The 22,052-nt window shown below is 66.4% G+C and carries 18 protein-coding genes; 11 read left to right on the top strand and 7 right to left on the bottom strand.

Translation table 11 applies throughout. The features are described 5' to 3' along the window. Nucleotides 1–7 precede the first annotated feature (7 nt). From hpaD to KTJ87_RS05310, 11 genes are all read left to right on the top strand, one after another. On the top strand, nt 8–988 hold the full coding sequence (gene hpaD, locus KTJ87_RS05260) for a 3,4-dihydroxyphenylacetate 2,3-dioxygenase (protein ID WP_267138049.1): 981 nt from the start codon (nt 8–10) through the stop codon (nt 986–988). Beyond that, nucleotides 985–1,854, top strand: coding sequence for a fumarylacetoacetate hydrolase family protein (locus KTJ87_RS05265; RefSeq protein ID WP_267138050.1), 870 nt, complete (start codon nt 985–987; stop codon nt 1,852–1,854). The genes hpaD and KTJ87_RS05265 overlap by 4 nt, the downstream gene beginning before the upstream one ends. Further along, nucleotides 1,851–2,651: a 2-oxo-hept-4-ene-1,7-dioate hydratase gene (gene hpaH, locus KTJ87_RS05270; protein ID WP_267138051.1), complete on the top strand. Its 801-nt coding sequence runs from the start codon at nt 1,851–1,853 to the stop codon at nt 2,649–2,651. Before KTJ87_RS05265 ends, hpaH begins: the two co-directional genes overlap by 4 nt. Nucleotides 2,652–2,721: 70 nt before the next feature. Next, the gene (locus KTJ87_RS05275) at nt 2,722–5,214 is read left to right on the top strand and encodes a heavy metal translocating P-type ATPase (RefSeq protein WP_267138052.1); all 2,493 of its coding nucleotides are present in this window, start codon (nt 2,722–2,724) and stop codon (nt 5,212–5,214) included. A gap of 136 nt (nt 5,215–5,350) precedes the next feature. Further along, entirely contained in the window at nt 5,351–6,712 is a 1,362-nt protein-coding gene (gene hmgA, locus KTJ87_RS05280; protein ID WP_267138053.1) for a homogentisate 1,2-dioxygenase, read from the top strand. Between the two features lie 88 nt (nt 6,713–6,800). Then, on the top strand, nt 6,801–8,060 hold the full coding sequence (fahA, locus tag KTJ87_RS05285; protein WP_267138054.1) for a fumarylacetoacetase: 1,260 nt from the start codon (nt 6,801–6,803) through the stop codon (nt 8,058–8,060). Between the two features lie 39 nt (nt 8,061–8,099). After that, entirely contained in the window at nt 8,100–9,050 is a 951-nt protein-coding gene (locus KTJ87_RS05290; protein WP_267138055.1) for an MBL fold metallo-hydrolase, read from the top strand. A 26-nt stretch (nt 9,051–9,076) separates the two neighbouring features. Further along, entirely contained in the window at nt 9,077–10,705 is a 1,629-nt protein-coding gene (locus KTJ87_RS05295; protein ID WP_267138056.1) for an FAD-dependent oxidoreductase, read from the top strand. Then, a complete protein-coding gene (locus KTJ87_RS05300; RefSeq protein ID WP_267138057.1) occupies nt 10,702–10,905 on the top strand; it encodes a DUF2783 domain-containing protein in 204 nt (67 codons plus the stop codon). Before KTJ87_RS05295 ends, KTJ87_RS05300 begins: the two co-directional genes overlap by 4 nt. 160 nt (nt 10,906–11,065) lie before the next feature. Next, nucleotides 11,066–12,259 carry an alpha-D-ribose 1-methylphosphonate 5-triphosphate diphosphatase gene (locus KTJ87_RS05305; RefSeq protein WP_267138058.1) on the top strand — a complete coding sequence of 398 codons (1,194 nt, stop codon included), beginning with the start codon at nt 11,066–11,068 and terminating at the stop codon, nt 12,257–12,259. 66 nt (nt 12,260–12,325) lie between these two features. Next, nucleotides 12,326–13,177, top strand: a complete 852-nt coding sequence (locus KTJ87_RS05310) for a dienelactone hydrolase family protein (RefSeq protein ID WP_267138059.1) — start codon at nt 12,326–12,328, stop codon at nt 13,175–13,177. On the opposite strand, the gene KTJ87_RS05315 is transcribed toward KTJ87_RS05310, so the two are convergent. The 7 genes from KTJ87_RS05315 to bglB are packed head-to-tail and all read right to left on the bottom strand — an operon-like array spanning nt 13,158 to nt 22,001. Beyond that, on the bottom strand, nt 13,158–14,216 hold the full coding sequence (locus KTJ87_RS05315) for an ABC transporter ATP-binding protein (RefSeq protein WP_267138060.1): 1,059 nt from the start codon (nt 14,214–14,216) through the stop codon (nt 13,158–13,160). The genes KTJ87_RS05310 and KTJ87_RS05315 overlap by 20 nt on opposite strands. A 12-nt stretch (nt 14,217–14,228) precedes the next feature. Continuing rightward, complete coding sequence (locus KTJ87_RS05320; RefSeq protein ID WP_267138061.1) at nt 14,229–15,281, bottom strand: carbohydrate ABC transporter permease; 1,053 nt, start codon at nt 15,279–15,281, stop codon at nt 14,229–14,231. Then, a complete protein-coding gene (locus KTJ87_RS05325) occupies nt 15,278–16,288 on the bottom strand; it encodes a carbohydrate ABC transporter permease (RefSeq protein ID WP_267138062.1) in 1,011 nt (336 codons plus the stop codon). The genes KTJ87_RS05320 and KTJ87_RS05325 overlap by 4 nt, the downstream gene beginning before the upstream one ends. Before the next feature lie 9 nt (nt 16,289–16,297). Further along, complete coding sequence (locus tag KTJ87_RS05330; protein ID WP_267138063.1) at nt 16,298–17,575, bottom strand: ABC transporter substrate-binding protein; 1,278 nt, start codon at nt 17,573–17,575, stop codon at nt 16,298–16,300. 48 nt (nt 17,576–17,623) lie between these two features. Next, the gene (locus KTJ87_RS05335; protein WP_267138064.1) at nt 17,624–20,095 is read right to left on the bottom strand and encodes a hypothetical protein; all 2,472 of its coding nucleotides are present in this window, start codon (nt 20,093–20,095) and stop codon (nt 17,624–17,626) included. Next, a complete protein-coding gene (gene kduI / locus KTJ87_RS05340; protein ID WP_267138065.1) occupies nt 20,092–20,931 on the bottom strand; it encodes a 5-dehydro-4-deoxy-D-glucuronate isomerase in 840 nt (279 codons plus the stop codon). Before kduI ends, KTJ87_RS05335 begins: the two co-directional genes overlap by 4 nt. Continuing rightward, on the bottom strand, nt 20,928–22,001 hold the full coding sequence (gene bglB / locus KTJ87_RS05345; RefSeq protein WP_267138066.1) for a beta-galactosidase BglB: 1,074 nt from the start codon (nt 21,999–22,001) through the stop codon (nt 20,928–20,930). The genes kduI and bglB overlap by 4 nt, the downstream gene beginning before the upstream one ends. Nucleotides 22,002–22,052 lie beyond the last annotated feature (51 nt).

The raw sequence follows: 22,052 nt of genomic DNA on the forward strand, positions 1-22,052 counted from the left end.
AACACAGATGCCCGTTCCAGCACATAACCTGACGCCGCCCTTCAACGTGGTGCGATTGTCCCATGTCGATCTTGCCGTCACCGATCTGGAGGCGAGCCGCGCGTTCTATGCCGACACGCTGGGCCTGCAGGTGACGCATCAGGACGACGACACGCTGACCCTGCGCGCGATGGAGGAACGGGGGCACCACTGCCTGATCCTGCGCCGCGCCGAGGCTCCAAGCGCACAAGCCGTGGTGTTCAAGGTCTGGTCCGAGGCGGACCTTGATCTCGCGGAGGCTTGGTTCGCCGACAAGGGCCGGCCGACCGAGTGGGTGGACCGCCGTTGGCAGGGCCGCACCCTGCGCAGCAGCGATCCGCACGGCCTGCCCATCGAGTTCTACGCCCGGATGGACCGGCTGGAGCCGATCCACCAGCACTACAAGCTGTACAGGGGCGTGAAACCGCTGCGGATCGACCATTTCAACTGCTTCTCGCCCAATGTCGACGACAGCGTCGGCTTCTGGAACGAGATGGGGTTTCGCGTCACCGAGTATACCGAGGACAAGGACAGCAAGCGGCTTTGGGCGGCGTGGATGCACCGCAAGGGCGGCGTGCATGACATGGCCTTCACCAATGGCCATGGCCCGCGCCTGCACCATGTCGCGTTCTGGGTGCCGACGCCGCTGAACATCATCGACCTGCTCGACCTGATGGCGACGACGGGATATGTTTCACATATCGAACGTGGGCCGGGGCGGCACGGCATATCGAACGCCTTTTTCTTGTACATACGCGATCCAGACGGACACCGGATCGAGATATACTGCTCGGACTACCAGACCGTCGATCCCGATCACGAGCCGATCCACTGGGATCTCAAGGACCCGCAGCGCCAGACGCTTTGGGGCGCGCCCGCGCCGCGATCCTGGTTCGAGGAAGGCACGCTGTTCGAAGGCATAGACACCCGCGCGCCAGAGCTGGACGCCCAGCCGATCGTGGCGCCATGACCGGGACCATGAACGGGCTGGCGAGTTTCACCTCTGCCGGGCGCGCCTTCTGGGGCGTGGCGACCAATGAAGGCATGATCGCGCTAAGCCAGGAGTTCCCGCAATGGCGGACGCTTCGAAATGTCATCGAGAACAAGGCGTTGAGTATTGTTCTTGAAGCGGCACGCAACGGCGATGTGACCCATCCCGCCGGGACGTTCGACTGGGATATTCCGGTGCCGGACCCCGAGAAGATCATCTGTGTCGGCGTCAACTATCCGGACCGGAACGCCGAGTACAAGGACGGGCAAGAGGCGCCGCCGAACCCGTCGCTGTTCATCCGCTTTGCGCGCTCCTTCGTGGGGCACGGCCAGCCGCTGATCCGCCCGCCCGAAAGCGAAAAACTGGATTACGAGGGCGAGATCGCCATCGTCATCGGCAGACCCGGGCGCCGCATCGCCGAGGCCGACGCCTGGCGCCATGTCGCGGCCATGACGCTGGCGAACGAGGGCACGATCCGCGACTGGGTGCGCCACGCCAAGTTCAACGTGACGCAAGGCAAGAACTGGGACGCCAGCGGCGCCATCGGTCCGTGGCTGGTGCCGCTCGAGGGGCCCGAGCAACTCGCCGACATCCGCCTGACGACCCGCGTGAACGGCAAGGTGCGTCAGGACGACCGCACCGGGCGGATGATCTTCCCGGTGCCCTACCTGATCCACTACATCTCGACCTTCACGACGCTGGTGCCGGGTGACGTCATCCTGACCGGCACGCCGACGGGCGCAGGTGCAAGGTTCGACCCGCCGGTGTGGCTGGTTCCCGGCGACGAGATCGTCGTCGAAGCGGACGGGATAGGCCGCCTTGTGAACGGGGTGACGGACGAATGACGCCCGAGGAACACGCCGCCGCAGGCGCAGCCCTGTTCGAGGCCGAGCAGACGCGCAGGCAGATCGGGCTCTTGTCGGTGAAATGCCCGGGAATGACGCTGGACGATGCCTATGCCGTGCAGGCCGAGTTCGTGCGCCGCCGTCTGATCGCCGGGCGCAAGGTCATCGGCTGGAAAATCGGCCTGACCAGCCGCGCGATGCAGGACGCGCTGAAGATCGACACGCCTGACTCGGGCGTCTTGTTCGACGACATGCTGTTCCGCAGCGGCGACACGGTTCCGGCGGGGCGGTTCATCCAGCCGCGTGTCGAAGCCGAGATTGCCTTCGTGATGAAGGCGCCGCTGAAAGGCGCGGACGTGACGCGCGAGGATGTGCTGGCCGCGACAGACTACATCGCGCCCAGCCTCGAAATCCTCGATACGCGCATCTTGCGCGCCGATCCCGGCACCGGCGTGGCCCGCAGGATCACCGACACGATCAGCGACAACGCGGCAAACGCAGGGATCGTACTGGGCGACGGACGTTTCGATCCGGCGGCGACCGACATGCGCTGGATGGGCGCCATCGTGAAGCGCGGCGGCGTGGTCGAGGAAACCGGTCTTGGCGCGGGCGTGCTGGACGATCCGGCGACGGGGATCGTCTGGCTGGTGCGCAGGCTGGCGCAGTACGGCGACGGGATCGAGGCGGGGCAGGTGGTCTTGTCCGGCAGCTTTATCCGCCCGATCGAGGCGCCGCAGGGCGCGGACATCGATGCGGACTTCGGGCGTTTTGGGAATGTCACGATCCGCTTCGCCTGAGCAAAGATTTCCGAACATCAACCTTCCCTGCCGGACCGTAACGCCCTACCTGACGGGGTAGGGTATGAACATGTCTGATTCCTCGCTTCGTCTTCATCTGACAGGAATGCACTGCGCGGGCTGCGTTGGCCGCGTGGAGCGTGCCGTGGCGCGGCTGGGCGGTGTCGAGACCGCGCATGTCAATCTTGCCACCGGGACACTGGACGTGACCGGCCCGGTCGAGACCGCCGCCCTTGTTCAGGCGCTGGACGAGGTCGGCTATCCCGCCGAGACGACCAGCGCGGTACTGGACATCGAAGGCATGCACTGCGCGTCCTGCGTGGGCCGGGTCGAGGCGGCGCTGCGGGACGCGCGCGGCGTGTTGGACGCGGGCGTGAACCTGACGACGGGCCGCGCCACCGTGACCATGCTTGCGGGGGCTGTGGACGCCGCCGCGCTGGTGCGGGCGGTGCAGGACCGGACAGGATATGCTGCAAGCCTCAGCGGGCAGGACGCGGCGCCCGATCCCGGCGCCCGGTCGGCGCAAGAGATCGCAAGCTATCGCCGCCTGACGCTGATCGCCGCGGCGCTGGCGCTGCCGGTGGTCATCCTCGAGATGGGCGGACACTGGATTCCCGGCTTTCACGCCCTGATCGGCAACACCATCGGGCATGACACCAGCCGCGCGCTGCAATTCGCCTTTGCGACGGCTGTTTTGCTGGGTCCGGGGCGCGTGTTCCTGCAGCGCGGCACGCGGGCGCTGGCGCGTCTGGCGCCCGACATGGATGCACTTGTCGCCATCGGCGCGGGCGCGGCCTGGGTCTATTCCACTATCGCCACCTTCGCGCCCGCGCTGCTGCCCGAAGCCTCGCGCGCGGTCTATTTCGAGGCGGCGGCGGTCATCGTCACGCTGATCCTCGCGGGGCGCTGGATGGAGGCGCGCGCCAAGGGGCAGGCGGGCTCTGCGATTTCGGCCCTGATCGGGTTGCAGCCGGACACCGCCCTTGTCGAGAGGGATGGCATCCCCGTCGCCACCGCCGTCGAGAGCATCGTCGCCGGGGACATCCTGCTCGTCCGTCCGGGCGAGCGTATTCCGGTCGATGGCGCGATCACCGAGGGGGCCAGCTATGTCGACGAAGCGATGATGACCGGCGAGCCGCTGCCGGTCGAAAAGCATGTCGGCGACGCGGTGACGGGCGGCACGGTGAACGGCACCGGGGCCTTCCGGATGCGCGCGACCCATGTAGGCGCCGACAGCACCCTTGCCCGCATCGTGCGCATGGTCGAAGGCGCGCAGGGCGCCAAGCTGCCGATCCAGTCCATCGTCGACCGCATCACGTTGTGGTTCGTTCCGGCCGTTCTGGCCATCGCGGCGCTTACGGTGCTGGTCTGGCTGGCGTTCGGTCCGTCCGGGTCTGCCGCGCTTGTCGCTGGTGTCTCGGTGCTTATCATCGCCTGCCCCTGCGCCATGGGACTTGCCACGCCGACCTCGATCATGGTCGGCACCGGGCGCGCGGCCGAGCTTGGCGTGCTGTTCCGGCGGGGCGACGCGCTTCAGGCGCTGGACGAGGTCAAGGTGGTGGCCTTCGACAAGACCGGCACCCTGACCGAAGGCCGCCCCGAGTTGAACGATTTCGTCACGGCGGGCGGCGATGCCAACACGCTGATGCGCCACATCGCGGCGATAGAAGGGCAGTCAGAGCATCCTATCGCCTATGCGATCCTGCGTGCCGCCGAAACGCGGCAACTGTCCGTGCCCCGCCCCGAGATGGTCGAGGCGATCCCCGGTTATGGCCTGTCGGGGCGGGTCGAGGGTCATGCCTTCCTCATCGGCGCCGCGCGGCTGATGGACCGCGAGGGCATCGACATCGACCGCTTCACCAACGCCGCGCGGGGCGCCGAGAGTGACGGGCAGACCGTGCTGTATGTCGCCCGCAACGGCGAGGCGGTGGCGCTTCTGTCGGTGGCCGATCCGCTGAAGGACGGCGTCGCGGAGGCGATTGCCGGGCTCAAGGCGCGCGGTGTCGAGGTTGCGCTGATTACCGGCGACAGCGAGGCTGCCGCCCGCACCGTCGCGTTCCGCGCAGGGATCGACACCGTGGTCGCGGGCGTGCTGCCGGGCGGCAAGGTCGACGCGATCCAGCATTTGCGCGGCGACGGGCGCAAGATCGCCTTCGTCGGGGACGGCATCAACGATGCCCCCGCGCTGGCCGAGGCGGATGTTGGCATCGCCATCGGCACCGGCACCGACATCGCCATCGAGGCGGCGGACGTGGTGCTTGTCTCTGGCGATCCGCAGGGCGTGGTGACGGCGGTAGACCTCAGCCACCGCACCATGGGCAACATCCGCACCAACCTGTTCTGGGCGTTCGGCTACAACGTCGCGCTGATCCCGGTGGCGGCGGGGGTGCTGTATCCGTTCTTTGGCGTGCTGCTGTCGCCGATCCTTGCGGCGGGGGCCATGGCGGCGTCCAGCGTGCTGGTCGTCGCAAATGCACTGCGTCTGCGCCGGGCCGGAGCGCGGGCAATCGATCCGCGCATGGTTGTGCGGCGTGTCGTTCCCGGCGCGCAACCCGCCGAGTAGCGCGGGCCGCTTCATCCCTTGCCAGTGGATTTCGGGGCGCGCCCCCTCGACGCCGCGCGGTTGACTTCGTTGCAAATGCAACGAATAATGCACATCAATTCGATACCGCTCGAATCGAGATGCGAGGAGGATGCGCATGACCCGCCACGAGCTTGCCCAAGGCATGGTCCGTGCCGCTGGCACCACCGGCACGCATGACGGCTACATGCCCGGCTTCGGCAATGACTTCGAGACCGAGGCGCTGCCGGGCGCGCTGCCGCAGGGCCAGAACAGCCCGCAGAAATGCGAATACGGGCTTTATGCCGAACAGCTGTCGGGCACAGCCTTTACCGCGCCGCGCGGCCAGAACGAACGCACCTGGTGCTACCGCATTCGCCCTTCGGTGCATCATGTCGGCCGGTTCCAGAAGATCGACGTGCCCTATTGGGCCTCGGCGCCCAACATCGACCCCGACGTCATCTCGCTTGGTCAATACCGCTGGGATCCGGTGCCGCATTCCGGCGACGCCCTGACCTGGATTACCGGAATGCGCACGGTCACGACGGCGGGCGACGTGAACACGCAAGTCGGCATGGCCAGCCACGTCTACCTCGTGAACACCTCGATGCAGGACGAATACTTCTTTTCCGCCGACAGCGAGCTTCTGGTGGTGCCGCAAGAGGGCAAGCTGCGGTTTTGCACCGAGCTTGGCGTGATCGACCTTGAGCCGAAGGAAATCGCGATCCTGCCGCGCGGGCTGGTCTACCGCGTCGAGGTGCTGGAAGGCCCGTGCCGCGGCTTTGTCTGCGAGAATTACGGACAGAAGTTCGACCTGCCGAGCCGTGGCCCGATCGGTGCCAACTGCCTTGCCAACCCGCGCGATTTCAAGTGCCCGGTTGCCGCCTTCGAGGACCGCGAGACGCGCAGCCGTGTCGTCATCAAGTGGTGCGGCCAGTTCCATGAAAGCTGGATTGGCCATTCGCCGCTCGACGTGGTGGCGTGGCACGGCAACTACTGCGCCTACAAGTATGATCTGCGGACCTATTCCCCAGTCGGCGCGATCCTGTTCGATCATCCCGATCCGTCGATTTTCACGGTGCTGACCGCGCCTTCTGGACAAGAGGGCACCGCGAACATCGACTTCGTGCTGTTCCGCGAACGCTGGATGGTGGCAGAACACACCTTCCGCCCGCCGTGGTACCACAAGAACATCATGTCAGAGCTGATGGGCAACATCTATGGCCAGTATGACGCCAAGCCGCAGGGCTTCGTGCCGGGCGGGATCAGCCTGCACAACATGATGCTGCCGCACGGTCCCGACCGCGAGGCGTTCGAGGGCGCATCGAACGCGGACCTCAAGGCGCACAAGCTGGACAACACCATGTCCTTCATGTTCGAGACACGCTTTCCGCAGCACCTGACCGCCTTCGCCGCCAAGGAGGCCCCGCTGCAGGACAATTACATCGACTGCTGGGACAGCCTCGAGAAGAAATTCGACGGAACGCCGGGCACCAAGTAGGAACGAAGGGGCGACCCCCACCTTGCGGTGGCCGTAGGGCGGGACGTGTCCCGCCGCCCGCTGAACGACAACGAAGAAGGATCGCCACATGCCGCTGATGCGCAGCTGGGTCGAGAGCGCCAATTCGCCCGACACCGACTTTCCGCTCAACAACCTGCCCTACGGCGTGTTCACCCGCGACGGGGCCGAAGGGCGATGCGGCGTCGCCATCGGCGACATGATCCTTGACGTGACCGCCGCCGAGGAGGCCGAGGTGATCTACCCCGTGCGGCACACGACCGTCTTCGACGTGCCGCACTGGAACGCCTTCATGGAGCTTGGCCCCGATGCCTGGGCGGCCTTCCGTGACCGGCTGACCGCGCTTCTGGCGGAAGGATCGCCCGACCGCGCGGCGGTCGAGCCGTTCCTTGTGCCACAGGCCGAGGTGCAGATGTTGATGCCACTCGCCGTTGCCGAGTACACCGATTTCTACGCGGGGCGGCACCATGCCACGAATGTCGGAACGATGTTCCGGGGCGCCGAGAACGCCTTGCCGCCGAACTGGCTGCACATTCCCATCGGCTATAACGGGCGCGCGTCGTCCGTGGTGGTGTCGGGCACCGACGTGCAGCGGCCCTGGGGGCAACTGAAGGCGCCCGATGCGGATGCGCCCGTCTTCGCGCCCTGCAAGCGGTTCGATTTCGAGCTTGAGATGGGCGCGATCGTCGGCCAGCCGTCGGACGGCATGGTCAGCGTGGCCGAGGCGGACCGGATGATCTTTGGCTATGTCCTGCTGAACGACTGGTCGGCGCGCGATATTCAGGCGTGGGAATACCAGCCGCTTGGGCCGTTTCAGGCCAAGGCCACGGCGACCACGATCAGCCCGTGGATCGTCACCGCCGCCGCATTGAACGCTTTCCGCGTCGACACGCCGGAACGCGACGTTCAGCTTCTGCCCTACCTGCGCCAGCCGGGGCCGATGCTCTACGACATCGCGCTCGAGGTCGATCTGGCCCCCGAGGGCGGCACCGCGACCACGATCACACGCACGAACTATGCCGAGATGTATTATTCATCCGCCCAACAGCTTGCGCACCACACTTCGTCGGGTTGCCCGATGAATGTGGGCGATCTGCTGGGGTCGGGCACGATATCCGGCTCGACCAAGCCGGAACGCGGCAGCCTTCTGGAACTCAGCTGGGGCGGGAAAGAGCCGCTGGCGCTGGACGGCGGCGTCACCCGCAGCTTCATCGAGGATGGCGACACGATCACCTTGCGCGGCGCGGCGAAAGGCGACGGATACCGCGTCGGCTTTGGCGCCTGCAGCGGCACCGTCCGCCCCGCCCAACAGAAACCCGACTGGGCGTAAGCGCCCGGACCTGCACACAAGACTCAAGGGAGATTCCCAATGGCCAAGGCCTTCGCCTCTGCCGGAGACATGGACGACAAGGAAATCAGCTTCACCGAGGTGGGCGAGGGGCTCTATGCCTTCACCGCGCAGGGTGATCCCAATTCCGGCGTCATCATCGGCGATGACAGCGTGATGATCGTCGAGGCGCAGGCAACGCCGCGCCTTGCGAACAAGGTCATCGACTGCGTGCGGTCCGTCACCGACAAGCCGATCACGCACCTCGTGCTCACGCATTACCACGCCGTCCGCGTGCTGGGGGCGTCGGCCTTTGGCGCGCCGGAGGTCATCATGTCCGAAAAGGCGCGCGCGATGGTGGTCGAGCGCGGGCAGGAAGACTGGGACAGCGAATTCCAGCGCTTTCCCCGCCTGTTCCAGGGGCACGAGGATATTCCCGGCCTGACCTGGCCGACGACGACCTTCAACGACCGCATGTCGGTCTACCTTGGCAATCGCCGCGTCGATATCATGCAGCTTGGCCGCGCCCATACGGCGGGCGATGCGGTGATCTATGTGCCGGACCAGAACGTCATGTTCACCGGCGATATCGTCGAATACCACTCGGCCTGCTATTGCGGCGACGGGCATTTCCACGACTGGCCCCGCACCGTCGAGGCGATCCGCCGCTTCGATCTGGATGCCATCGCGCCGGGGCGGGGGGATGCGCTTGTGGGCCGCGACATGGTGAATGCCGCGCTTGACGCCACGACGGATTTCGTCCGCTCGACCTATCGCCCGGCCGCGCGGGTCGCGCTGGCGGGCGGCAGCCTGAAAGACGCCTGGGACGCGGTGCGCGCCGAATGCGATCCGAAGTTCAAGGACTATGCAATCTACGAGCATTGCCTGCCCTTCAACGTCGCCCGCGCCTATGACGAGGCCCGCGACATCGACACGCCGCGCATCTGGACGGCGCAGCGCGACAAGGACATGTGGGAGGCCCTGCAGGGATAGACCGGACACCGGGGGAGGAGACCGCCATGTTCCACGACCGCTATCAGCTTGCCTTCAAGCTTTACCCTTACGCCCGCAGCGCCGATCAGGACGCGGACGCGCCGGTGCGTCACCCCGTGGTCGTCATGGGCGGCGGTCCCATTGGTGTCGCCACCGCGCTCGATCTGGGGCTTCAGGGTATCCCGGTCGTGCTTTTGGACGACCATGAAGGCATCGGGCAGGGCAGCCGCGCGATCTGTTTCGCCAAGCGGACGCTGGAGATCTCGGCGCGCTATGGCTGCGCCGCGCCGATGCTGGACAAGGGCGTGGTGTGGAACCTTGGCAAGGTGTTCCACGACGACCGCAAGGTGTTCGAGTTCAACCTGCTGCCTGAGGACGGCCATCGCTTTCCAGCCTTCATCAACCTGCAACAGCCTTATTTCGAAAAGTTCCTGGTGGAACGTGTGCGTGAGGCGCAGGCGCAGGGCGCGCCGATCGAATTGCGCGGGCGCAACCGTGTGACCAATGCGCAGGTGCACGACGACCATGTCGCGCTGGACATCGAGACGCCCGATGGCCCCTACAGCATCGAGGCCGACTGGCTGATCGGCTGTGACGGTGCATCCTCGCCCCTGCGCGGGATGATGGGCCTCGATTTCGAGGGGCGGGTGTTTCAGGACAGTTTCCTGATCGCCGACATCCGCATGGACGGCGATTTCCCGACCGAGCGCTGGTTCTGGTTCGAGCCGCATTTCAAGTCGGGCGCATCGACGCTCCTGCACAAGCAGCCCGACGGCATCTGGCGCGTCGATTTCCAGATCGGCTGGGACATCGACCGCAAGGAAGAGCTGAAAGAGGAAAACATCCGTCGCCGTCTGGACGCCATGCTGGGCGAGGGTGTCGAATACGAACTGGTGTGGACGTCGATCTACACCTTCCAGTGCCGCCGGATGAAGAAGTTCCGCCACGGCCGCGTGATCTTTGCCGGTGACAGCGCGCATCAGGTGTCGCCCTTCGGCGCGCGCGGGGCGAATTCCGGGATGCAGGACGTCGACAACCTTGGCTGGAAACTGGGCCTCGTGATCGCGGGCAAGGCGCCCGAGGCGCTGCTGGACAGCTACGATGCCGAGCGGGCGCATGGCGCCGACGAGAACATCCGCAATTCCACCCGCGCGACCGATTTCATCACGCCCAAGACGAAGATGAGCCATGTGTTCCGCAACGCCGTGCTCGGTCTGGCAGAAGACTACGAATTCGCCCGCCCGCTGGTGAATTCGGGCCGCCTGAGCGTGCCTTGCACCTATGACGGTCTGCCGCTGAACGGACCCGACGCGCTGCCGGGCGGACCGCCGCGCACCCGCCCCGGAAGCGCGTGCCCCGATGCCCCCATTGCGGGCGGGTATCTGCTGGACTGGCTGGGCGGCGATTTCGTGCTTCTGACCCTGAACGCCGAGGCGCCGGAAACGCTCGAGGAAGCAGGGATCGGGATGCGCCGCGTCGCGCTGACGGGGGCCGAGGATGCCGCCGGGCTGCTGGCCGAGCGCTATCTGGGTGACGCGCCATCCGCGGTCTACCTGATCCGCCCCGATCAGCACGTCGCCGCCCGCTGGGACCGCTTTGACGAGACCGCCGTGCGCGCCGCATTGCACACCGCCTGCACGCTGGAGACCGCATGAGCGCGCTTGTCACGACCCCGAACATCCCCGACCCGGACGGCTTTTACGCCGACCTGATCGCGGCGCAGGACCACATGACCGACGACGAGGCCAGCGCCTTTGCCGCGCGGCTGGTGCTGATCCTGTCGAACCATATCGGCGACCGTGAGGTTCTGGCGCAGGCGATTCACGCCGCAGCGCAGCACGTGCGCGGCGGGTAACACAAAGTTATCAACAAGCGTCCCTTGGGATCACCGACGTTCACGAAACCATGAAAACAAGGGCAGTGAGGCGCTTTTTTCGCCGCTCTGACATGGCCGTGTCACCCGCCTGATACATTGGCAAGGCACAACACCTGCCAATTACAGGCAGGTTCACATCATGTCGTTTCTTCCTCCCTTGCGCCTCACCGGCGCAACGACCCTCCGCGACGGCGCGCTTCAGCGCCGGTCGCTGGCCATCGCGGATGGGCGGATCACCAAGGGTCCGCTGCCCGAGGTGAACCTGTCCGGCTACCTGATCCTGCCCGGCATCATTGACCTGCATGGCGACGCCTTCGAGCGTCACACCGCGCCGCGCCCGACCGCGCCGTTTTCCATCGAGAGCGGTCTGATCGGCACCGACCGGGATGCGGCAGCCAATGGCGTCACCACCGCCTGGATCGCCCAAAGCTGGAGCTGGGAAGGCGGCTTGCGCGGTCCCGATTATGCCGAGGGCGTCATGGCCGCGCTGACCGCCTACCGTCCCCGCGCGCTGATCGACCTGCGCCTGCAGATCCGCTGCGAGACGCATCTGCCGGAAACCCGCGACCGGCTGCTGGCCGCTGTTCGGCGCTACGGGATCGACTATGTCGTCTTCAACGACCACCTGCCCGAAGCCATCGCCGCAATCGACGCCGCGCCGCACCGCCTTGAGGGCTGGGCCGCGCGCGAGGGCCTTCCCGTCGAGCAATTCGTCAAGAAGGTCCGCGACGCCGCCGCAAAGAAGGCGCAGGTGCCGCGTCACCTGTGCGCGCTGGCCGAGGCGTTCGATCTTCTGGGCGTGTCCTACGGCAGCCACGACGATCCCGATGGCGAGACGCGCGAATACTACAGGCTGATCGGCGCCTGCATTGCCGAATTTCCGACCTCGACCAGCGCCGCCGCCGTGGCCAAGGCCTGCAACGATCCCGTCCTGATGGGCGCGCCGAACGTCGCGCGCGGCGGGTCGCAATCGGGCGGTGTGTCGGCGATGGCGCTGATCCGCAAGGGCCTGTGCGATGCGCTGGTGTCCGACTACCACTACCCGGCGCTTGCGCAGGCAGCGTGGCGGATGGTCGATGACGGCGTCAGGACCTTGCCGGACGCATGGGCGATGATCTCGTCGGTTCCGGCCGAGATCATGGGGCTGGCGGATCGCGGGCGGTTGGATTTTGGCCGCCGGGCCGACGTCGTCATCGTCAACGAGACGACGCGGCAGGTCGAGGCGACGATTTCGGGCGGGCGGCTTGCCTATCTTGCCGGGGAAGCGGGCGCGCGGTTCCTGGGTGCGCTGACGGACCAGCACCGCGAACCCGAACGGATCGCGGCGGAATAGTCTCTAGAATGCGCTGGCGCCGGGCGACCTGCGCGTTAGGCTCGGCCCCGGACAAGGGAGCGGGGCATGGCAGACAGCGCGGCGCTGAGGCGCCATTTCGAGATCGGAGATCACCCGCTTGCCTTCGTGACTGAAGCGGACGGGCGGGTGCGTTTCGAGACCCTTGGTGGGGAGGCCGTGGACGGCTTTCTGATCCTGCCCGATGGCCCCGGCCCGCACCCCGTCGTCCTTGTCATCCACGCCCACGGCAACCGCCATGACATCGGCGCGCGCGAGTTGGTCGAGGGGCGCCCTGCCGCGCCCGAACCCATCGGTCCGGTGCTACGGGCGCGCGGGATCGCGTCGCTGTGCCTCGATCTGCCGTGCTTCGGCGGGCGCAGCTCCGCCGTTGAAAACGCCGCAGCCAAGGCCGCGCTGTGGCAGGGGCGCAGCCTGGCCGGGCAGATGATGGGTGAGCTGTCGAGCCAGATCGACTGGCTGGCGGCCGATCCGCGCTTTGGCCCCATCGGGGTCTACGGTCTGTCGATGGGGGCGACGCTGGGATACTGGCTGGCCGCCGTCGAGCCGCGCATCGCCGCGCTGGCGCACCTGTGCTGCCTCGCCGACCTGGACGCGCTGATTGCGACCGGCGCGCATGACCTGCACGGCCCCTACCTGACCATTCCCGGCCTGCCGCGCACCGCGCGCAACGGCCAGATCGCGGGGATGATCGCGCCGCGCCCGCAACTGGGCTGCTTCGGGGCGCTGGATCCGCTGACCCCGCCGGGTGCCTTGTCAATCGCGCTGGACGATCTGCGCGCGGGGTATGCGGCGGTGCCCGATGCGCTGGAGATCCTGATCGACAGGGGCGTCGGCCATGTCGAGACGCCGCAGATGCGCGCCCGGGTGCTGTCGTTCTTCAGCCGGACGCTGGGATGATCCGCTGGCCGTCCGCATCGAACAGGTGGATCTGCGCGTGATCGAGCGCGACGCGCACGGGCTCTCCGATGTGCAGGCCGGGCTGCCCTGACAGCACGGTGACCATGCCGGTGCCGTCCACCGCGCGGGCGTGGACCACGGTTTCCGCCCCCAGCGCCTCGACCAGCGTGACGATGCCTTCCAGCGCCTCCTCGCCGTCGTCGGCAAGGCGCAGGTGCTGCGGACGGATGCCGACGGTGATCTTGCCGTCGCCGGGCGCCTTGACGGTCAGACCGCCCGGCAGTTCTGCATGGCCGCCCTGTGCCGTCGTCTCAAAGAAGTTCATGTTCGGCGCGCCGATGAACCCTGCGACGAACAGGTTGGCGGGCGTGTTGTAAAGGCCAAGGGGGGTGTCCACCTGCTCGATCACGCCCTTGCGCAGCACCACGATGCGGTCGGCCAGCGTCATCGCCTCGACCTGGTCGTGGGTGACGTAGATCATCGTCGTCTTCAGTCGGTCGTGCAGTTGCGCCAGTTCCGCGCGCATCGTGACACGCAGTTCCGCATCAAGGTTCGACAGCGGCTCGTCCAGCAGAAAGGCAGATGGCTCGCGCACGATGGCGCGGCCGATGGCGACGCGCTGGCGCTGGCCGCCCGAAAGCTGCGTGGGCCGCCGTTCCATCAATTCGCCGATCTCGAGCATCCGGCCTGCGTCGTCGATGCGGGCGGTGATCTCGGTCTTGGCCATGCGGGTGTTTTCCAGCCCGAACGACAGGTTCTGGCGCACCGTCATGTGCGGGTAAAGCGCGTAGGACTGGAACACCATCGCAAGGCCCCGGTCGGCGGCGTTGACGCGGGTGACGTCCTTGCCGTCGATCTCGATGGCGCCGCTGGTCGGGCGGTCTAGCCCCGCGATCAGGCGCAGAAGGGTGGACTTGCCGCAGCCTGACGGGCCGACGAAGACGACAAGCTCGCCTTCCTCCACGTCCAGATCGATGCCGTGGATGACCTCGACGCCGCCAAAGCTCTTGCGGATGTCCTTGAGCGCGATGCGGCCCATGTCAGGGTCTCCTTACTTGATGCCTGCGCCCGCGATGCCGGTGGTGATGAACCGCTGCAGGAAGATGAAGACGATGACGACCGGGATCATGGTCACGACGGTCATCGCAAGGATGTAATGCCACTGGACGTTCAATTCGCCCGCGTAGGTGTTGAGGCCGACCTGCAGGGTGTAGGTCTCGCGCTGCGAGAGCACGATCAGCGGCCAGAGAAAATCGTTCCAGCGCCACACGACCGAGAAGATCGCAAGCACGGCAAGGGCAGGGGCAGCCAGCGGCAGCACGATGCGCCAGTAGATCTGCCATTCGCTTGCATGGTCCATGCGCGCGGCTTCCAGCAACTCGTCGGGGATCGTCAGCATGTATTGGCGCAACAGGAACACGCCGGTTGGCGTGGCGACGGTGGGCAGGATCACGCCCCAAAGCGAATTGAGCAGCCCTGTCGCACTGACCACGGAGTAGAGCGGCACAAGGATCACCGACAGTGGCACCATCAGCGTGCCGACGATGATCAGCATCACCGCATCGCGCCCCCGGAAGTCGTATTTCGACAGCGCGAAAGCCGCCATCGAGTTGGTCAACAGCGTGATGAGCGTCGCCATTGTGGTGACGAAGACCGAGTTCCACAGAAAGCGCAGGAAGTCGTTGGTCACAAGCGGCTGGACATAGTTGTCGGTGGCAAAGCCGATCTCGCGCAGAGGTTCGCGGTTGGCGATGTTGACGTTGATCCGGTCCTCGGGTGCGTCGGGGTCGACCATCTGCGCGTTGGTGCCGACGCGGCGGATCTCGGCCAGCACCTCGGTCGTGCCGTCCTCGTTTGTCACCGTATACAGTGGCAGGGGATTGTCGAAGCCCTCGACCGGCATGGTGATCTGTGTATAGGGCAGCAGCGTCGGCGGGAACTCGGCCAGTTGCGCGGGGCCCTTCAGGGATGACGACACCAGCCACAGCGCCGGGCCGAACATCAGGATCGTGCCGCCGATCAGCCAGACCCATGTGACGATGTCGGTCCAGTGCCAGCCGGACCCGCCCCGGCGGCGGAAGATGAATTGCGACACGCGGCTCATCGCTTGCCCGCCTTTTCCTTGCGTCCCGACAGCCACAGCTGGATCAGCGTCAGCACCACCAGCACCAGCCCCATCAGGATCGAGGCGGCCGCCGCCAGCCCTGGATTGCGCAGGATCGAGGCAAAGCCGACCTCGTAGATGTATTGCGTGAGATACAAGGTGGACGTGCCCGGCCCGCCTCCGGTCAGAACGTAGACTTCATCGAAGATCTGCACGCCCTTTATAAGCGCCAGCACCAGCACGACGGCCAGGTTCGGCCCCAGAAGCGGCAGGGTGATGCGCCAGAACACGCGGGCGGGCGGTGTGCCGTCCATGTCGGCGGCTTCATACAGATCCTTCGGGATCGCTTGCAGACCGGCCAAGAGGATCAGCGTGTAGAACCCCATATGTGCCCACACGGACACGCCGATGGTGGCGGTGAAGGCATAGGCGCGGTCGTTCAGCCAGACCTCTGGCTCCATCCCGAGATTGACCATGATCAGGTTCAAAAGGCCCTGCCGCTGCAGGATCCAGCGCCAGATCAGGCCGACCACGACGGGCGACAGAAGGACGGGAAAGAAGAACACCGCGCGGAAGAACCCGCGCCCGGCGATGTTGCGGTTCAGGATCAGCGCGGTGATCAGCGAGACCGCCACCATCGTCGCGACCTGGAAGATGACGAAGGCCAGCGTGTTGCCCGCCGCCGTCCAGAACTGGTCTTCGCGGCAGGTGATGCGGCGCGTGTAGTCGTCGCAGCTCAGAAGGCGCTGGTATTGATCGAGCCCGACAAAGGTGCGGTCGGGCAGGAAGATGTCGGTGCCGGATGTGGTCGAATACAGGAAATTCAGGACCAGTGGCACGATGACGAACACGCCGAAGATGGCGAGGTTCGGGAACAGGAAGACAGCCGCCATCCCGCCCTGGCCGGTCCGGATCTGCCACCACCGCAAGGGGTAGTCGATGATCCGGGCGAGCCAGGCAAGGGGCACCGTCACGACGGTGCCCAATGACTTCGAGATGGCGGCCATGCGCTTGGCTTACTGCGCGTTTGCGACGACGTCGGCGATATCCTCGTCCATGAGCATGCGTGCTTCATCGAGAGTGATCTCACCGGCCATGGCCTGGCTTACGCGGCTGACGAGCGCGCCGTAATAGGCGTTGGCCCATTTCCACGCGGGCAGCTTGTCGGCCAGCGGCAGCGTCTCGCCCGAGGCCTGCACGAAGCGGTCAAGTGCCGGGGGCACGTTGGGATCGTCGGACTGGAAGTTCAGGCCGCCGGTCTCCACGATCCCGGCATGCGCGGGCAGGAACAGCGTGCGTTCGGAGAATTCACGCACCACCGGCTCGGAGCCGAGGTAGTCCATCACGCGCGCAACCTCTTCGGGGTGCTCCGTGTACTTGATGCCGACCAGTGCCGCGCCGCCCGCAAGGCCAGAGCAGCCTGCCGGGCCGCAGGGCGAGCCGATGGCGACCCAGTCGAACGCGTCGCCGATCTTGGTCGACAGGTTCGCCACCTGCCACGATCCCGAATACAGGAACGGGATCTGCGCGTTGATGAAGTCATCCGCACCCGAACGGTAGGTGGTGCCTGCCGCCGAAACCCAGACGTCGGGCAGCTGCTTGCCTTCGGTTGTCCAGTTCACCAGCTTTTCGACAAAGGCCATGGTGCCGTCGTCGATCGGTGCGGGCATCCCGTCTTCACCGATGTAGTTGGCGCCGAAGGACGCGTTGGGGCCGGAAATCCGGTGGCCCGAACGGTCGATGGCGAAGGCTGCGGTGGTGCCCTGGCTCTGGCGGACTTCTTCTGCCGCGTTCACCCAGTCGTCCCATGTGCCGTCCGCGCCGGGCATCTCGACCCCGGCCTGATCGAACAGCGTCTTGTTGGCAAAGCCGCCGACCATGGTCAGCTGCGTCAGGAAGCCGGGGATCGCGTCGGACCCGTCTTCGCGCATCCAGTCGAAGCGGTTGCCGAAGTTCTCGTCCCAATAGGCCGCATCGGCGACGTGGGGGCGCAGGTCAAGCCAGTGAACGGCTTGTTCCTTGAGGTTGGTCACCCGCGCGATGTCGGGGCCCTGGCCGGATGCCAGCTGGATCGGCAGCTGTTCCTGGATCACCTGGTAGGCGACGTTGTCCAGAACCACGTCGATGTCGGGGTTCTCGGCCTCGAAGCGGTCGAGAAGGTCCTGCATGACCTCACCCTCGACACCGTCCGAATACCACATCATCCGAAGTTCGACCGGATCCTGCGCAAGCGCCGACGTGCCAAGCATGGCGACAGCCAGCGCGGCAAAAGACGTCATGGTGCGTTTCATCATTCTTTCCTCCCTTTATCGGCCCTTGCCGGGCCGTCCCTGTTGATCCTGTTACCGGGCAAGCGCCCCGCGCGGCAGAACCGTCCGCTCTCCTGCGACCGTAAAGGCAGCAGGATCGATTCGTCGCCCCTCGGCTTCGACGAGGCCGGACGCGTGAAAGCTCACCTTGCCATAATCGGCGTCATCCACAACGATGACGTCGCCGTTTTCCGCCGCGGAAAGCGTTTCGAAGCGGACGCGGAAGGCATCCGCATCGCCGTGCAGCGCCGTGCAGCCCAGCCGGACCAGCCACCAGCCGTCGCGTCCGGGCAGGCGCAGTTCCGAATTCGCCGAGGGACCGGTCGTGACTTCTTCGAACGCGGCGGAGCCCTTGAGCATCAGGTGTCCGTCGCCGCCCTGTGCCGTGGCGGTGTCGTCCTTGACCTGCGCATCATCGAACGCCGCGCGCGGGAACCAGGCATGGGTAAAGGGCGGCTGCACCGGGTGTCCGGCGAAACGCACCAGCGCAAGGTCGCGGTATTGCTGCACGCGCGGCACCGACGCCGAGCCACCCCAGTAGGACGGACGGCCATAGCCCGAATGGATCAGCTCGCCCGGATGCGTGATCCAGACCTGCGCGTTGGGATCGGTGCCGATGCGGGCGTGGATCAGGGTTTCCTGATAGCCCCAGTCATACCAGCGGTAGGTGACGGCGGACCCTAGCGCGGTGTCGGCGGTCTTGTGGTGATACAGCTTGGCAATCCGGTCTTGCCCTTGCGCGAACGCCCATTCCTGCGCGTCGTCGCCCTGCCAGTCGGCGCGGGCTGTCAGGTCGGGCAGGTCCAGCCCGTGATCGCGCAGGCAGAGCGCGAGACCCGGCAGCGCGTGGAAGCGCGAGCCATAGCTGCCCGTGCCCCAGAGCATCCGGCCGATGGCCGACAGTTCCAGCGTCATGGTCGATCGGAGCGAGTGTTCATAGCTGCGCCCCTGCGCCGCCGTCAGCACGCCTTTGTGCGCCGAGTTGGCGACCAGTTCGACCAGCCGCGCGATGCCCTTGCCCGCGCGGTCGCGTAGGGTCGCATCCGGGGATAGCGCCTGAATGGCGGTCAACCCCTTGAGGTCGATGGGGAAATACGGGGCCGAGTTGAACTCGGCCATCTCCCACGCCTCGAAATGGTCGAACCAGGCGTGCAGGCGGTCGGCGCCGACCTGTGACTGGTCAGCCCCGCTGCGGCCCGAGCGGCGGAAGGTGGCGTCGGGCAGAAGCGCGCCGCCCAGATGCGCGGCGGTGTGGAACAGCAGCGCGTGGTTTTCCGAGAAATACCACTGCACGTCATTGCCCGGCTCATCCATCCAGTAGCGATAGCCAAGGATCGTCTCGTCGATACGGGCGCAGAGATCGCCCAAGAGATCGGCGTATTTTGTCCGCGCCACGATCAGCGGCACCAGCGCGAAATCGGCACAGTCCCAGCAGGCGTCGATGCGCGGCAAGGATACCTCGATCATCGCGCGGGTGGTGTCGTCGCCTATCCCAAGGGCCAGACGCGCCAGCGCGCCGACGGTGTCGTGTTCGCCGTGCGTGGCGACCGCCTGCAGCGCCTCGGTGATCCGGTCTTGCAGGGTGGCAGCGGCTGCGCCGTGGTCATGGGCGATCTCGGTGCCGAAAATGCGGGTCGCGGCGAAGCCGTCCACTGACAGCGTCACCTCGATCTGCCGGAAATCTGCAGGCAGATCGCCGACGGGGCCGAAGTCGATGCTGTCCGCGCCTGCGGTCACATCGGCGGTCAGCACCGGCGCGGTGTCGTGCGACATGAAATCGCCCGCGATCCGTGCTGTGGCTTTGGCAGCAAAGGGCAGGGGCGCGGGCAGGGTGACGGCCAGCGTGCCGCCCATATGCGCGGGGCGGGTGAAGTGCATCGCGTCCAGCGTGGCCTCGACGGCGGCAGCCCCTTCGGGCGCAGGGATCGCCTGCACCGCCCCGGGACCGTCCCGATAGTCGAGTTGCGCGTAAAACCGCGTGTCGCGCTCGGCCAGATCGTCGAGGTATAGTGCGATATGCACCTCGCCCGCAGGCAGGTCGAGGGCGACCTCGGCCATCGTCTCGAAGTTGCGCTTGTAGTCCGACATGGTCAGCACCTGCGTGCCGTTCACCCGCAGGATCGCGCCGCCGCAGGTCGCCAGCCGCAGCGTGGCGCGGCCAGCCTGTGACACCTGCAGCCACGTCTCGGCAGAGGCCGCGATTCGCGTGGGGCGGAACCAGAAGCCCGACAGATCGAGGCGCGGCGAGCCGAAGCCGAGCCAGACGGTGTCGCAAGCCCCCGTCGCGCGTTCCTCGGGCGCGTGGCCCCGGTAGGTCGCGGCAAACTCGGTGCGGCAGGGGTATTCGTGGGGGATGAAGTTCTTTTCCTTGGTCAGGAAGAAGAACGGGTCCATCTCGCCTTGCATCGGCTGATCGGCAACGTCCCACGGCGTTTCCGTCACGGGCGAATGCCGCCAGAGCGTGACCGGCTGGCCGTTGGACAGGGGGCGGGTCAGGTGGGTCATTTGAGGTCTTTCACCGGAACCGGGTCCACGTCCTGATAGACCTGGTTCTCGCCGGTCATGCCCCAGACGAAAGAATAGGGCCCCGTGCCTGCGCCCATGTGGATCGACCAGGCGGGCGACAGCACGCCGTCGCCCGAGGCCACGACCAGATGGCGGGTGTTCTCGGGGCGGCCCATGAAATGCATGACGCGGTCGTCGTCCGACATGTCGAAGTAGAAATAAGCCTCCATCCGGCGTTCGTGCAGGTGCGGCGGCATGGTGTTCCAGACGCTGCCCGGCGCGGGGTCGGTGATGCCCATGAGCAGAAGGCAGGACGGCGCGACCTCGGGGTGGATGTACATGCGCAGGGTGCGCTTGTTGGATTTCGAATCGTCGCCCATGGTCACGGGTTTCGACTCCGCGCGGGTGATGAGGCGGTGCGGGTGGTCAGCGCCCGCGGGGACCGAGTTGAGGTAGAACTGGGCGGGATCGGCGGCGTCGTCGGAGGCCAGCGTCACGTCCTTCGCGCCGCGCCCGACATAGAGGATGTCGCGCGGGGCCAGCGGGAATGCCTCGCCGTCCACGGTGATCGAGCCGTTGCCGCCCGACAGGTTGGCGATGCCCGCCTCGCGCGCCTGAAAGAACGTCTCGGTGCCGACCTCGGCCCCGTCGCCGATGGCGATGGGCTTGGACTTGGGCACGATGCCGCCCACGATCATGCGGTCGACATGGGTGTAGACAAAGCGCGCCTCGCCCGTCGCCCAAAGGCCAGGCATCAGGAATTCGTCGCGCAGATCGTCGGTGCCCATCATGTCGATTTGGGATGGCGACGCGCCGTAGCGGGTGGTCCAGGTCATTCGTGAAGCGCCTCGGTCAGACAGAGAATGGCGAGCGACTGGCCGTAGCCGGTCGGCTGCACCGGGATGTCGCGGTAGAATTGCAGATCGTGGCCCATGCGGGTGCCGTAGGATACCCCCTGCACGACGCCGTCTTGGCCGATCTTCGACAGAAGGAAATTGACGCCGCGCCGCCCTGCCAGAGCTGCCGCTGGCCCCGCCAGCCCAAGCCGCGCCGCTTTCATCAGGCCATAGGCGATGCCCGCCGTGGCGCTGGTTTCCTCGTAGGAGGACGGATCGTCCAGCAGCGTACGCCACGCGCCGCCTTCAGTCTGAAGCGGCAGAAGGGCGTCGATCTGGCTGGTCAGGACGCCTTGCAGATAGGCGGCGACGGACGGCGTAAGGTCGCACAGGTCGGGCAGGTCCACCAGCCCGGCGGTGATCCATGCGTTGCCGCGCGCCCAGCGGGCGCGGGCGAAGTTGTGGCGGCCTTGGAACGTCCAGCCGTGGAACCACAGGCCGGTTTCGGGGTCGGTCAGATAGCGGGCGTGGACAAGGAACTGGCGTTCCGCCTCGTCCACCAGCGCGCGTTTTCCGGATGCCTGCCCGTAGGCGGCAAGGAACAGCGCGACCATGTAGAGCGTGTCGTCCCACAACTCGCCCGCGTTGATCTTGTCGGACACGTCGTGCTGGAACCCGCCTTCGGGTGTGCGGGGCGCATCGGTCATCACGCGGGTTGCCCAGTCCTCAAGCACAGGCTCCCACCGGGGATCGCGCGTCTTGCCCCAAAACAGCGCCAGCGCCAGCATCGGCGCGGTGGTGTTGACGTTCAACCCCGGCAGGCCACGGTTCAGCGCGCGGGTGTACCAGTCTTCGAGGATCGTTCGGCAAGTGTCGTCGCCGGTCTCGCGCCACAGCTTGGCAAGGCCGTAGAGGCCGACGCCCTGCGGCCATTCCCATGCATCGAAGCTGATGTAGTCACCGGCTGAACCATCAAGGTTCGGCTCGTCGAACTGGCCGTCATGGCGAAGGGCGGTCATCCCCGCGACCAGACGGTCGAGAACGCGCCGGTGATCCGGTTCGTCGCGCATGGCAAGCAGTCCTCCCTGACCGCGACGGTGCCGACATGAAAGATATGGCGC

Origin of the sequence: Anianabacter salinae (assembly GCF_019061145.1) — a bacterium.
Lineage (GTDB): Bacteria > Pseudomonadota > Alphaproteobacteria > Rhodobacterales > Rhodobacteraceae > Anianibacter > Anianibacter salinarum.